Here is a 12,851-nt window from a genome sequence, read left to right on the forward strand (position 1 = left end):
CGCGCTACTCCGCCTCGAACGCCGCCAAGAGCCCGTCCTCCCCCGAGAGAAGCAGCACGTCGCCCGCCACCTCGACCAGCGTGGCCGCCCGGAGCATGGCGAAATAGGCCGCCTCGATCTCGAGGTCGGCACAGGCGCGCCGCGTCGCCGCGATCTCGCCGATCTCGATCCACGGATAGGCGATCCCCTGGGACGCGCGAAAGCCGTTGCACGGCCCGTCGCCGGTCACGACGCCCTCTTCGGGAAAGCGCAGCGTGGCGCGGGCCGACGGATCGACGCCACCCATCTCGACCAGCACATAGGTCGCGGACCGGTCGGCATAGCCCGAGATCGTCTCGTCCGGGCAAAGCCCGATCGGAACACCGAAGGCAAGAAAGCACAGCATGGGCGTTATCTAGCGGAACGGCACGCGCACGCCCATGACGGGCCAATCACGGCTGCGTCAGGGCAGGGCGCGGAGGCGGGCATCCACCGGGCGCCCGCCGAAGTTCCTAGGCCAGCAATCGGCGGGCGATGACCTGCGCCTGGATCTCCGCGGCGCCCTCGAAGATATTCAGGATGCGGGCGTCGCAGAGAAGGCGGCTGATCGGATATTCCAGCGCGAACCCGTTGCCGCCGTGGATCTGCAGGCCATTATCGGCTGCCGCCCAGGCCGTCCGCGCGCCCAGAAGCTTCGCCATCCCGGCCTCGATGTCGCAGCGCCGGTCGGCATCCTTCTCGGCGGCCGAATAATAGGTGAGCTGCCGCGTCACCATGATCTCCACCGCCATCATCGCCAGCTTGTCGGATACGCGCGGGAAGGCGATCAGCGGCTTGCCGAACTGGTTGCGCGTCTCGGCGTAGGCGAGTGCGGCGTCCAGCGCCGCCTGCGCCACGCCGATGGCCCGCGCAGCCGTCTGGATGCGCGCGCTCTCGAAGGTCTGCATAAGCTGCTTGAAGCCGTTCCCCTCGGCCTCGCCCAGCAGGTTGGCGCCATCGACGCGGAAATCGTCGAAATTGACCGTGTATTCCTTCATTCCGCGATAGCCGAGCACCTCGATCTCGCCACCCGAAATGCCCGGATCCTGCCACGGGGCGTCGTCGGTGCCCGGCGTCTTCTCGGCGAGGAACATCGACAGGCCGCGGTAGTCGTCGGTGCCCGGAACGGTGCGCGCCAGCACCGTCATCACGTGGGTTCGCGCGGCGTGGGTGATCCAGGTCTTGTTGCCGTTCAGCACCCAGTCGTCCCCGTCGCGCACCGCCTTGGTGCGCAGGCTGCCGAGGTCGGAGCCGGTATTCGGCTCGGTGAAGACGGCCGTGGGCAGCGTCTCGCCCGAGGCCAGCTTCGGCAACCAATGCGCCTTCTGCGCGTCCGTGCCGCCCGCCAGCACCAGTTCGGCCGCGATCTCGGAGCGGGTCCCAAGGGAGCCCACGCCGATATAGCCGCGCGACAGCTCCTCCGAGACGACGCACATCGCGGCCTTCGGCAGGCCCAGCCCGCCGAACTCCTCGGGGATGGTCAGTCCGAACACGCCCATCTCGGCCATCTCCTCGATGACCTCCATCGGGATCAGCTCGTCCCTGAGGTGCCAGTCATGGGCATGGGGGGCGACCCGGTCCTGCGACCAGCGGCGGAACTGGTCGCGGATCATCTCCAGCTCGTCGTCGAGGCCGGTCGCCCCGAAGGTCGCGTTCGCCGTCCCGTCGCGCATGAGGGCCACGAGACGGGCGCGCGCGGCGGGGCTGTTCGCTGCGGTGCAGAGCGTTTCGACGGCCGGTGTGACCCAGCCGTCGCGCGCCTCGGCGCCGAGGCCCAGGTCGCCCAGCCGGACGATTTCGCCCTGACTCATAGGCAAGCCACCCCGGATCTGCGCGAGGTACTCGCCGAACGCGATCTGCAGAAGCAGCCGCTCCATCTCATCCAGCGTCCCCGCCGCATCCAGCCGGTCGGCCCACTGCTGCATCTGCCGCAACGCCTGCCCATAGGTCGCGAGCCACGCAAATCCGTGGGTCGCGGCCTGTTCGGCCTCGAGCCGCGCGGGGTCGATCCGGCCATCGACCGTGACCCGCTCCGCGACCGCGATCCGGGCCAACGCCACCAGCGCCTCGACCGCCGCGGCACCCTCGGATGTCAGGGCGAGCAGGTCGGGCAGCAGCACGGGGTCGGCGGCATCAAGGGGCATGGTCTGGCCATCATGGGGCATGGGGATCTCCGCCGCGCAGGGAATCTTTTGTTTGCAGTTGCAGCGTAACTTAATTCCAGCGCGGAACGCCATCAAGGAATAATATGTCTAGCTGTCGGCGCTGGCGACGGCGCGTGCGGCGGCGTAGAGGAAAGGCATGGACGCCCTCACGCCCTTCCTCTGGACCATCGCCGTGGCGATCGCCTTCGGGGCGGGGCTCATCAAGGGCTCGATCGGGTTCGCCCTGCCGCTCGTGATGGTATCGGGCCTCTCGACCTTCCTCGATCCGCGGCTGGCGCTGGCCGGGCTGATCCTGCCGGTCCTCCTGACGAACGGAATGCAGGTGCTGCGCGCGGGTCTCGCGCCCGCTCTCGAGGCGACGCGGCACCATTGGCGCTATGTGCTGATGGTGGTGCTGGCGATCCTGATCGCGGGGCAGGCGGTGACCCTGATCCCCCGACAGGTCTTCTACTTCGTGCTCGGCATTCCGGTGGTGATCCTCTCGATCGTGCAACTGGCCGGATGGGTCCTGACGATCCCGCCCGCGCGGCGCGTGGCGGCGGAGTGGGGCGTCGGGCTGATCTCGGGGACACTGGGGGGCCTCGTGGGGACATGGGGGCCCACGACCGTGCTCTACCTCATGGCGATAGAGACGCCGAAGGCCCGCCAGATGGTTGTGCAGGGCGTCATCTACGGCATCGGGTCCATCGCGCTTCTGGCGGCGCACCTGGCCTCGGGCGTGCTCAACAGCCGGACGATCTGGTTCTCGGTGGCGATGCTGGTCCCGGCCGTGATCGGCATGGCGCTGGGCTTCCGGATCTCGGACCGGATGGATCAGGCGCGCTTTCGCAAGGTGACGCTCGTGGTGCTGGTGGTCGCGGGGCTGAATCTGATCCGCAAGGGGTTCGGGTTCTGACCGTCAGGACATGAACTGGAAGCAGACCTGTTCGACCGGACCGCGCGCGCCCTCGTCGGTCACCTCGAACGGCACCGATACGACCGGCACGCCATCGATCTCGATCGCGAAGGTCCAGGGGCCGGTGACCTTCTCGTAGTCATGCTCGAAGGTGAAGAGGTTGAGGTTCGTCGTCCCCGCGACGATCGTGTCGGTCCACTCCTCGCGCTCGACCCCGCGCGGCCCCATCGGCGGATGCGTCACGACAACGGTGACCACCTGTGTCAACGCGCCGTCCTTCAACGCCGTGCGGAACCCGAAGCTCAAATCGTCCATCGTCGGCACGCGCCGCGCGTTCAGGTCGAAAGCGGTGCCGTACTCGATCTGTCGGATGACGCCCGCCTCGGTGCCCGGCGCTTCGATCAACTCGCCGGTGGTGATGCGGGGGCAGACGATCCCCGCCTCGACGAGGCGGACCTGTGCCGCCGCGGCCGAGCCCGAAAGGGCCAGCGCGGCGGCAGCTGCGATCACCCGATGGCGCATGCCGCGACGTCGTCATCGATATGGGCGACATACTGGCCGAAATTCTCGGCGAACATCTCGACCAGCTTGCCGGCCTGCATGTCGTAGGCGTCCGCATCAGCCCAGGTTCCGCGCGGGTCCAGCAGGGCCGCGTCGACGCCGGGACAGGCGACCGGAACCTCGAAGCCGAAATTCGGATCGCGGCGAAACTCGCCCTGCGCCAGCGTGCCGTCCAGCGCCGCCGTCAGAAGCGCGCGGGTCGCCTTGATCGGCATCCGGTTGCCTGTGCCATAGGCGCCGCCCGTCCAGCCGGTGTTCACAAGCCAGCAATCGGAGCCATGGGACGCGATCTTGGCCTGCAGGAGCTTGCCGTAGACCTCGGGCCGGCGTGGCATGAAGGGCGCGCCGAAGCAGGTCGAGAAGGTGGGCTCGGGCTCCGTCACGCCGCGTTCGGTGCCCGCGACCTTGGACGTGAAGCCCGACAGGAAGTGATACATCGCCTGCGCCGGCGTCAGGCGCGCGATCGGGGGCAGCACGCCGAACGCGTCGCAGGTCAGCATGACGACATTGCGCGGATGGCCCCCCAGTGCCGTGTCGGAGGCGTTGGAGATGTAGTCCAGTGGGTAGGCGCAGCGCATGTTGGCCGTCAGGCTGTCGTCCTCGAAATCCAGCGCGAACGTGTCGGGGTCGAAGACCATGTTCTCGATCACCGTGCCGAAGCGGGTCGTCGTGTCGTAGATCTCCGGCTCGGCCGCGCGGCTGAGATTGATCGTCTTGGCGTAGCACCCGCCCTCGAAGTTGAAGATGCCGGTCTCCGACCAGCCATGCTCGTCATCGCCGATCAGCGTCCGGTCCGGCGCGGCCGAGAGCGTCGTCTTGCCCGTGCCGGACAGACCGAAGAACACCGCGGAGTTGTCGGGGTCGCCCGTCGCGTGGTTGGCCGAGCAATGCATCGGCATGACGCCCTTCTCGGGCAGGATGTAGTTCAGGAGCGTGAAGACCGACTTCTTGTTCTCGCCCGCGTATTCCGTGCCCGCGATCAGGATTTCCTTGGCGTCGAGGTTCATCGCGATGACGACCTCGCTCCGGCAGCCGTGGCGGGCGGGGTCGGCCTTGAAGGACGGGCAGTTGATGACGGTGTAGTCCGGCACGAACCCGGCAAGCTCCGAAGCATCGGGGCGACGCAGAAGATGGCGGATGAAGAGATTGTGCCACGCCAGTTCAGTGACCACGCGCACGTCCAGCCGATGCGCCGGGTCAGCCCCGGCATAGAGGTCCTGCACGAAGTAATCGCGCCCCTTCATATGCGCCAGCATGTCGGCCCGCAGCGCGGCAAACCCGTCCTCCGACATCTCGGCGTTGCAATCCCACCAGATCGTGTCGGCCGTGCCGGGCGTCCGGACGATATGTTTATCCTTGGGCGAGCGACCGGTGAACGTGCCCGTCGTCACAAGGAACGAGCCGCCCTGGCCCAGCGTGCCCTCGTCGCGGGCGAGGGCCTCCTGAATGATCGCGGGCTCCAGCAGGTTGTAATAGACGCGCCCGAGCCCCGTGATGCCGTGGGCCTCAAGCGTATGCTCGGGATTGACGCGCTGGGTCATGGTCCTGCTCCTCCCGAACCCGTGTCGGATGACCGCGCGGCATGAACGCAACCGGTCGGGGACGGGTTCCTCGGCCATCCCCTAGCATCGACGGCCCGAGGGGGGCAGTGGTCGTTAGCGCAACCATCTCATCCGATAGCGTAAACATGCCGCGCCGGCGCTCGGCGGTTTAACGCTGCCTTAATTGCACGAGGGCCACAGTCGTGCCTGCGAATCGGGTGATTCGCGAAAACCCTTGATTCTGTCGGCCCTATGGGGAGAGTTGGAAAAAAACACGGCAGTATAACAGGCAAAATGAGGATATTGGCATGTCGCGGATCGCGCTCGTCGACGACGACAGGAATATCCTGACGTCCGTTTCCATGACTCTGGAGGCCGAAGGCTTCGAGGTCGAAACCTACAATGATGGCCAGTCGGCGCTTGACGCCTTCTCGAAGGAATTGCCCGATCTGGGCGTCTTCGACATCAAGATGCCCCGCATGGACGGCATGGACCTGCTGCAGCGGTTGCGCCAGAAATCCAGCGTGCCGGTGATCTTCCTGACCTCCAAGGATGACGAGATCGACGAGGTACTCGGCCTGCGCATGGGGGCCGACGACTACGTCCGCAAGCCCTTCTCCCAGCGCCTGTTGGTCGAGCGGATCCGCGCGATCCTGCGCCGCCAGGAGGCGATCGCCTCCGACGAGACGGACACGCCCGAAGATACGCAGGTCATGCAGCGCGGCGAGCTGACGATGGATCCGCTGCGTCACGCGGTGAAGTGGAAGGGCAACGACGTCACCCTGACCGTGACCGAGTTCCTGCTGCTGCAGGCGCTCGCCCAGCGGCCCGGCTTCGTCAAGTCGCGCGACCAGCTGATGGACGTCGCCTACGATGACCAGGTCTATGTCGACGACCGCACCATCGACAGCCACATCAAGCGCCTCCGCAAGAAGATGCGTACGGCGGACGCGGAGTTCTCGGCGATCGAGACGCTCTACGGTATCGGCTACCGCTACAACGAAGAATAGGGCGGGGCGCGCGCGTGGCCTCGGTGACCGATATGGACATGGCGCCCACGCCGACCCGTCGCACGAAGCGTCGCGGCGACAGCGAGGTCGTGCTCGGCGAGGACTGGGAACGTCCCGAGGGCACGGTCGAAGCCGAACTGTCCGAAGCGCGCGAGCGGCGGGGTCTCTTCTCGCTCGACCGCTCGCCGCTGGCGCGCAAGATCATCCTCTTCAACCTCCTCGCGATCCTGATGCTGGTTGCGGGGGTCCTCCTCCTGAACCCGTCCCGCGACAGTCTGGTGGTCCAGCGCGAGCAGGGACTGGTGACCGAGGCGCGGCTCATCGCCGACGTGCTCGAAGCGTCTCTTCCCGCGGGCGCACCGGTCAACTTCGCCGCCGGCGACGGGGTTGACGTGCCTGCGTTGCTCGGCGCGATCGAACTGCCGCGCGGGGTCGAGGTCCATGTCTTCGACCAGTCGGGCGCCCTGATCGCGCAAGCCATCGGAAGCACACCGGCTGAGGCCGTCGCGGGCCTCAATGCCCCCGCCGAGAAGACCACCATCATCACCAACGCGCTCAACGCCGTCTGGGAGGCGCTGTCGGCTGTCTTCAGCCGCACCGGGGGCGACCCGCCCAGCCCGGTCGACGTCGCGCGCGCCATGGTCTCCGAACTCGGGGCCGGGCAGACCGCGATCCGCGGCTATGCCGGCGAGGCGGGGCAGCTCTATACGGTGGCCACGCCCATCGCTTCGGCCTCCGCGGCCATGGGCACGATCGCCGTGACCACCCGCGCGGGTGAGATCGACGCCCTTGTCCGGGTCGAGCGCGAGCAGCTTCTCCAGATGTTCGTGATCGCGCTTCTGGTGTCGATCGTCCTCAGCCTCGTGCTGGCCTCGACCATCGCCAACCCGCTTTCGGACCTGTCGGCCGCCGCCGAACTGGGTCGCGACCGTCATGCCCGCAAGATGTCGCCCCAGCGGGTCCGCATCCCCGACCTCACCGCACGCCCCGACGAGATCGGGCGCCTGTCGGGCGCGCTGCGCGGCATGGTCGCCGCACTTTACGACCGGATCGACTCGAACGAACAATTCGCCGCCGACGTCGCCCACGAGATCAAGAACCCGCTGGCCAGCCTACGCTCCGCCGTCGGCACCATGCGGCTGGCCAAGACCGACGATCAGCGCACGCGCCTGCTCGAGGTGATCGAACACGACGTGCGCCGCCTCGACCGGCTCGTCTCAGACATCTCCAACGCCTCCCGCCTCGACAGCGAGCTCGTCAAGGAGGAGGAAGAGCCCTTCGACCTCGTCAAGATGATCACCAACCTGACCGTTTATCACGGGCAGGAGGCCGAGGCCGAGGGCATCGACTTCATCACCGACCTCCCGAAGGAGCCGATCGTCATCATGGGCCTCGAGGCCCGGCTGGCGCAGGTTTTCGTCAACCTCGTCACAAACGCGCTCTCGTTCTGCGAGGAGGGCGATGCCGTTCGCGTCTGGATGCGTCGCCGCGACAACCGCGTCCTCGTCGTGGTCGAGGATACCGGCCCCGGCATCCCCGAGGCGGCACTGACGAAGGTCTTCAACCGCTTCTACTCCGAGCGTCCCGTCAAGCAGTTCGGCAACCATTCCGGCCTCGGCCTCGCCATCTCCAAGCAGATCGTGGAAGCCCATGGCGGCGTCATCTGGGCCGAGAACATCCGCCCGACCGACATGGACCTGACCTCCGAGCCGCTGGGCGCCCGCTTCGTGGTCGGCCTGCCGGTCTGATCGCGCCGGGGGCCGCGCATGTCGTCCCCGCCCGCCGAACTCCCCCGCCTGTCGCCCGCCCCGGACGGCGCGCTCTCGGTGCATGGCAGCGCCGTGCGGATCGGGGCCCGCGGCCTTCTGATCCTCGGGCCCGCCGGGGCCGGGAAGTCCGGGCTCGCCGCGGGCCTCATCGCGCTCGGGGCCACGCTGATCGCAGACGATTTGACGCTGATCCTGCCCGGCGGCGGCGCCCCGATCCTGCGCGCGCCCGCCCGCGCGCCTGTCCGGCTGGAGCTGCGCGGGCTCGGCCTCGTCTCGCCGCCGACCTCCCGCGAGGCACCGTTCGCTGCCGCACTCCTCCTCGCGCCCTCGCGCGCCCGATTGCCCGAACCCGACACCTGGCCGGTCCACGGGGTCGAGATCCCGCTCCTTCGGCATCCGGCCCAGCCGGACCTCGCCGCGAAGATGCATCTATGGCTCAGCTGATCACGCCCGCGCGACATCCTGTCGGCCTGCCTTACATTCGCCCACGGCACCTCCTAGATTCCGGGCCGATCGTCCTTCGAAGGTTGCCATGACCCGCGCCGACCGCCCCATCGACATCGTTCTCGTCACCGGTCCCTCCGGCGCCGGGCGTACGACGGCGCTCAACGTGCTCGAGGATGCGGGCTTCGAGGTGGTCGACAACCTCCCGCTCGACATGATGCGGATGCTCGCGGGGCCGGACCGCGCGGCACCGCTGGCGCTCGGGCTCGGGGTGCGCAACGCGGGCTTCTCGCTGGGCGCGGTCGAGGCGCTCGCGACCGACCTGCGCGCCGATCCGCGGTTCCACGTCCAGCTCGTCTACCTTCAGAGCGACCGCGAGACCCTCGTCGCCCGCTACTCCGAGACCCGCCGCCGCCACCCCCTCTCGCCGCGCGAGGATGCGGAACTGGGTGTCGCCCGCGAACTGGAGCTGCTGGCCGCCCTCGCCGAAAGCGCGGATCTCGTGATCGACACCGCCGGGATGAACGTCCACGATCTGCGGGCCGAGATGACCCGCCGGTTCGATGGCGATACCGGGACGCTCTCGGTCTCGATCCAGTCCTTCAGCTACAAGCGCGGGCTGCCGCGGGGCCTCGACCTCGCCTTCGACGTCCGCTTTCTCGCCAATCCGCACTGGGTGCCGGGTCTGCGCGATGGCACCGGCCGCGACGCGGACGTGCGCGCCCATGTCACCGCCGACCCGCATTTCGACGGGTTCGATCGTCGTGTTCGCGACCTGGTGGAGTTCCTTCTGCCGCGCTACCGCGACGAGGGCCGGGCCCATCTGTCGATCGGATTCGGGTGCACCGGGGGCCAGCATCGTTCGGTCGCCGTTACGGAAATGCTGGCCGACGCCCTTGCGGCGGATGGATGGCAGGTGTCTAAACGCCATCGGGAATTGGATCGCCGGGCAGCGGCGGCCATCGGCACGGGGTCGCGCAACGCGGCCCTTGGGGGAACCGCCGCATGATCGGCATCGTCATCGTGGCCCATGGGGGTCTCGCCGAGGAGTATCGCCGCGCGGTCGAGCATGTGATCGGCCCGCAAGACGGCGTGCGCTCCATCGCGGTCGGCGCGACCTGCGACCGCGCCAGCAAGGAAGCCGAGATCTGCGACGCCGCCGACGCGGTCGATGTGGGCGATGGCGTGGTGGTGGTGACCGACATCTTCGGCGGCTCGCCCTCGAACCTGTCGATGAATGCCTGCGCCCCCGCGGACCGCGTCATCTTCTACGGGGCGAACCTGCCCGCGCTGATCAAGCTGGCCCGCAGCCGGGCCCGTCCGCTGGCCGAGGCCGTGGCGTTGGCCAAGGCCGCCGGAACGCGCTACATGGACGTCGCCCAAGGCCCTGTCGCCTGAGATCGGGGCACGGGGAGAACGGATGCCGACGCGGAACCTGGATATCGTGAACGAGAAGGGCCTGCACGCGCGCGCCTCCGCAAAGTTCGTCGAAACCGTCGAGCGGTTCGATGCCCGCGCGACCGTACGTCGTGACGGGCTGGAGGCCGCGGGCGACAGCATCATGGGCCTTTTGATGCTGGCCGCCGCGCGCGGCACCTCGATCGAGGTCGAGACCGGTGGCGCCGATGCCGTCCCCCTGATGGATGCGCTTGCGGAACTGGTGGCCGACCGGTTCGGAGAGGGGATGTGAGCGACGCGGCCTTCCTGCGACGCGCACCCGCCACCACCAATACCGCCGATCCCGACTACAAGCCCTATGATCGCGGCAAGCTGAGCTATGCGGCGACCTTCACCGATCCGCGCCGCGCCGCCGCGATTCGAGTGCTGGAATGGCTGACGGGCAAGGCGCGGCTGCTCTATCTGATCCGCAAGTTCGAGCGCGAGGGCGTCGAGGAGGGGCCGGCCTTCTTCAGCCACGCGCTGCGGGTGATGGGGATCCGCGTCGACACACCGCCCGAACAGATCGCCCGCATCCCCCCGCGCGGGCCCTGCGTCCTGGTGGCGAACCATCCGCACGGGCTGGTCGACGGTATGGTGCTGGCCGAGCTGATCGGCCGCGTCAGGTCGGATTTCAAGATCCTGACCCGCAGCCTGCTGACCGGCGTCCCCGAGATCGCCGACCACATGATCGCCGTCCCGTTCCAGCACGAGCCGGACGCGCGCGAGCGCAATCTCGCGATGCGGCAGGCGGCGATGGAGCACCTGCAGGCCGGCGGCATGGTCGTGCTGTTTCCATCGGGCGGCGTCGCGGCCTCCGAGACGTGGTTCGGCCCGGCGATTGAGGCCGACTGGAATCCCTTCACGGCCAAGATGATCCGACGTTCCGGCGCGACGATCCTGCCGGTGCATTTCGAGGGTCGGAACTCGCGCGCCTACCAGATCGCCAATCTCGTCTCGCCGACGTTGCGCCAGGGGCTCTTGCTGCACGAGGTGGTGCACGCGCTCAACCGGCCGCAGATGCCGGTCATCGGCACGCCGATCGGCCCCGAAGAATGGCAATCCCGCTCGGGGAATGCGACGGAATTCATGGCGTGGCTGCGCGCGCGGACGCTGTCCTTGCGCTGAGGATCAGCGGGTGGGAACAGGCTCGCCCTCGCCGCGATAATCGTAGAAACCGCGCTGCGACTTTCGGCCCAGCCACCCGGCCTCGACGTATTTCACCAAGAGTGGGCAGGGGCGGTATTTCGTATCGGCCAGCCCGTCATGCAGGACGTTCATGATCGCGAGGCAGGTGTCGAGCCCGATGAAATCCGCCAGCGCGAGCGGTCCCATCGGATGGTTCGCCCCGAGCTTGAGCGACGTGTCGATCGAGGTCACGGTACCGACCCCCTCATAGAGCGTGTAGACCGCCTCGTTGATCATCGGCATCAGGATGCGGTTGACGATGAAGGCCGGAAAATCCTCGGCCGTGGCGGCCGTCTTTTCCAGCCGGTCGACCACGCCGCGACAGGCCTGGTACGTCTCCTCGTCGGTGGCGATGCCGCGGATCAGCTCGACCAGCTGCATCACCGGGACCGGGTTCATGAAGTGGAAGCCCATGAACTTCTCGGGCCGATCGGTCCGGCTGGCGAGCCGCGTGATCGAGATCGACGAGGTGTTCGAGGTCAGGATCGTGTTCGGCTTCAGATGCGGCAGCAGGTCCTCGAAGATCGCCTGCTTGACCGTTTCGCGCTCGGTCGCGGCCTCGATCACGAGGTCGGTGCCGCCCGCGTCCGCCAGCGTCATCGTCGCGCGGATGCGCCCCATTGCCGCGTCCCGCTCGGCCTGCGCGATCTTCTCGCGCGAGACCTGGCGGTCCATGTTGGCGGCGATCAGCGCGGTGGCCGCGTCGAGCGCGTCCTGGCTGACATCGGTCAGCACCACGTCGTAGCCCGCGAGCGCGCAGACATGGGCGATTCCGTTGCCCATCTGGCCGGCACCCACGATGCCGATACTGCCGATCTCCATGACGCTCTCCGATGCCGTTCGCGGCGACAATAGCAGCGGCGCGAGGGGGCACAAGCGAGCCGGCGACCCTGACAATTCGCCACGAATACGCGGTTCAACCAATCGGTAAGGACGGGCTGCGACGCTTGGGATCGACACTCCGAATCGACCGATGGGACCGGGCTATGAGCTTTCACGCGCGCGAGCCGGCGCTCGATTACTATCCGTGCCGCTATGGGCGGTGCCGGATCACGTTCCGTGGCCCCCGCGCCGCGCTTCGCCCGCCCTATACCGTCGTCGTGGGCGGGGCCGAGACCTTCGGCAGATATGTCGAGGACCCGTTCACCGAGCAGTTGGCCGAACGAACGGGCCGTCGGATCATCAACCTGGGCATCCTGAACGCGGGCATCGACGCGTTCCTCAGGGACGACGCGCTGATGGAGATCATTCGCGGGGCCGAAACGGTAGTCGTGCAGGTGATGGGCGCGCATAACCTGTCGAACCGGTTCTATACCGTGCATCCCCGGCGGAACGACCGGTTCCTGCGGCATTCCATGGCGCTGGCCAGCCTCTTTCCCGAGGTCGATTTCAGCGATTACGCTTTCACCCGACACATGCTGGCCGGTCTGCGCGCCGCGCGACCCGAGGCATTCTCCCTCGTGGTGCAGGAGTTGCGGGCCGCCTGGACGGCGCGCACCCGGCTCTTCCTGTCGCACATCCCGGGCTGCAAGATCATGCTCTGGATCGAGAATTCCGGCCGGACGACCTTCGGACCCGAGCCGCCTTTCGTCGATATCGACATGTTGCAGGCCATCGAGGGCGAGATCGACAAGTTCGTGCACTGCGATGTCGGCGACGACATGACCGATGCGGGCCTCGACGAGATGGTCTTCCCAGATGGCGAGCGGGCAGGGGCCGAGATGATGCTGCGCCCCGAGGCCCATGCCCGGATCGCGCGTCACCTGTCCCGCGCCGTCGGCATGCGCAGCGGCATCGCCGCGTGATGGTACGCGCGAATGAAA

General features: G+C 67.8%; 14 protein-coding genes. 9 read left to right on the top strand and 5 right to left on the bottom strand.

Features of this window, described 5'->3' with window-relative positions; all coding sequences use genetic code 11:
- Window positions 1–4: 4 nt before the first annotated feature.
- Together Q0833_RS03705 and Q0833_RS03710 are read right to left on the bottom strand one after the other, a co-directional pair.
- A complete protein-coding gene (locus Q0833_RS03705; RefSeq protein WP_298430386.1) occupies window positions 5–385 on the bottom strand; it encodes an META domain-containing protein in 381 nt (126 codons plus the stop codon).
- Between the two features lie 106 nt (window positions 386–491).
- Window positions 492–2,183 (bottom strand): acyl-CoA dehydrogenase family protein, encoded by a 1,692-nt coding sequence (locus Q0833_RS03710; RefSeq protein WP_298430389.1) that lies wholly within the window; start codon window positions 2,181–2,183, stop codon window positions 492–494.
- A gap of 136 nt (window positions 2,184–2,319) precedes the next feature.
- Here Q0833_RS03710 and Q0833_RS03715 point away from each other — a divergent pair, with 136 nt between their 5' ends.
- Window positions 2,320–3,078 carry a sulfite exporter TauE/SafE family protein gene (locus Q0833_RS03715; RefSeq protein ID WP_298430391.1) on the top strand — a complete coding sequence of 253 codons (759 nt, stop codon included), beginning with the start codon at window positions 2,320–2,322 and terminating at the stop codon, window positions 3,076–3,078.
- A gap of 3 nt (window positions 3,079–3,081) precedes the next feature.
- Here the strand turns inward: Q0833_RS03715 and Q0833_RS03720 are convergent, their stop codons facing one another.
- A complete protein-coding gene (locus tag Q0833_RS03720) occupies window positions 3,082–3,600 on the bottom strand; it encodes a DUF3859 domain-containing protein (RefSeq protein ID WP_298430393.1) in 519 nt (172 codons plus the stop codon).
- Window positions 3,585–5,180 (bottom strand): phosphoenolpyruvate carboxykinase, encoded by a 1,596-nt coding sequence (locus Q0833_RS03725; RefSeq protein WP_298430396.1) that lies wholly within the window; start codon window positions 5,178–5,180, stop codon window positions 3,585–3,587. Before Q0833_RS03725 ends, Q0833_RS03720 begins: the two co-directional genes overlap by 16 nt.
- Window positions 5,181–5,488: 308 nt before the next feature.
- Between Q0833_RS03725 and Q0833_RS03730 the strand changes: the two genes are divergently transcribed.
- The 7 genes from Q0833_RS03730 (at window position 5,489) to Q0833_RS03760 (ending at window position 10,968) form a co-directional block, all read left to right on the top strand.
- A complete protein-coding gene (locus tag Q0833_RS03730) occupies window positions 5,489–6,190 on the top strand; it encodes a response regulator transcription factor (RefSeq protein ID WP_298430398.1) in 702 nt (233 codons plus the stop codon).
- A 32-nt stretch (window positions 6,191–6,222) separates the two neighbouring features.
- Window positions 6,223–7,938, top strand: coding sequence for a sensor histidine kinase (locus Q0833_RS03735; protein ID WP_298434958.1), 1,716 nt, complete (start codon window positions 6,223–6,225; stop codon window positions 7,936–7,938).
- A gap of 18 nt (window positions 7,939–7,956) precedes the next feature.
- On the top strand, window positions 7,957–8,403 hold the full coding sequence (locus Q0833_RS03740) for a serine kinase (RefSeq protein ID WP_298430400.1): 447 nt from the start codon (window positions 7,957–7,959) through the stop codon (window positions 8,401–8,403).
- 88 nt (window positions 8,404–8,491) lie between these two features.
- Complete coding sequence (rapZ, locus tag Q0833_RS03745) at window positions 8,492–9,412, top strand: RNase adapter RapZ (protein WP_298430402.1); 921 nt, start codon at window positions 8,492–8,494, stop codon at window positions 9,410–9,412.
- Window positions 9,409–9,801: a PTS fructose transporter subunit IIA gene (locus tag Q0833_RS03750; RefSeq protein ID WP_298430404.1), complete on the top strand. Its 393-nt coding sequence runs from the start codon at window positions 9,409–9,411 to the stop codon at window positions 9,799–9,801. Before rapZ ends, Q0833_RS03750 begins: the two co-directional genes overlap by 4 nt.
- Before the next feature lie 22 nt (window positions 9,802–9,823).
- The gene (locus Q0833_RS03755; RefSeq protein WP_298430406.1) at window positions 9,824–10,093 is read left to right on the top strand and encodes an HPr family phosphocarrier protein; all 270 of its coding nucleotides are present in this window, start codon (window positions 9,824–9,826) and stop codon (window positions 10,091–10,093) included.
- 14 nt (window positions 10,094–10,107) lie between these two features.
- Entirely contained in the window at window positions 10,108–10,968 is an 861-nt protein-coding gene (locus tag Q0833_RS03760) for a lysophospholipid acyltransferase family protein (protein WP_298434961.1), read from the top strand.
- Window positions 10,969–10,971: 3 nt separating this feature from the next.
- On the opposite strand, the gene Q0833_RS03765 is transcribed toward Q0833_RS03760, so the two are convergent.
- On the bottom strand, window positions 10,972–11,850 hold the full coding sequence (locus tag Q0833_RS03765) for a 3-hydroxybutyryl-CoA dehydrogenase (protein WP_298430408.1): 879 nt from the start codon (window positions 11,848–11,850) through the stop codon (window positions 10,972–10,974).
- 164 nt (window positions 11,851–12,014) lie between these two features.
- Here Q0833_RS03765 and Q0833_RS03770 point away from each other — a divergent pair, with 164 nt between their 5' ends.
- A complete protein-coding gene (locus tag Q0833_RS03770; protein WP_298430410.1) occupies window positions 12,015–12,833 on the top strand; it encodes a DUF6473 family protein in 819 nt (272 codons plus the stop codon).
- The last annotated feature ends 18 nt before the right edge of the window (window positions 12,834–12,851 follow it).

It is taken from the genome of uncultured Jannaschia sp., assembly GCF_947503795.1.
Taxonomy (GTDB): Bacteria; Pseudomonadota; Alphaproteobacteria; order Rhodobacterales; family Rhodobacteraceae; genus Jannaschia.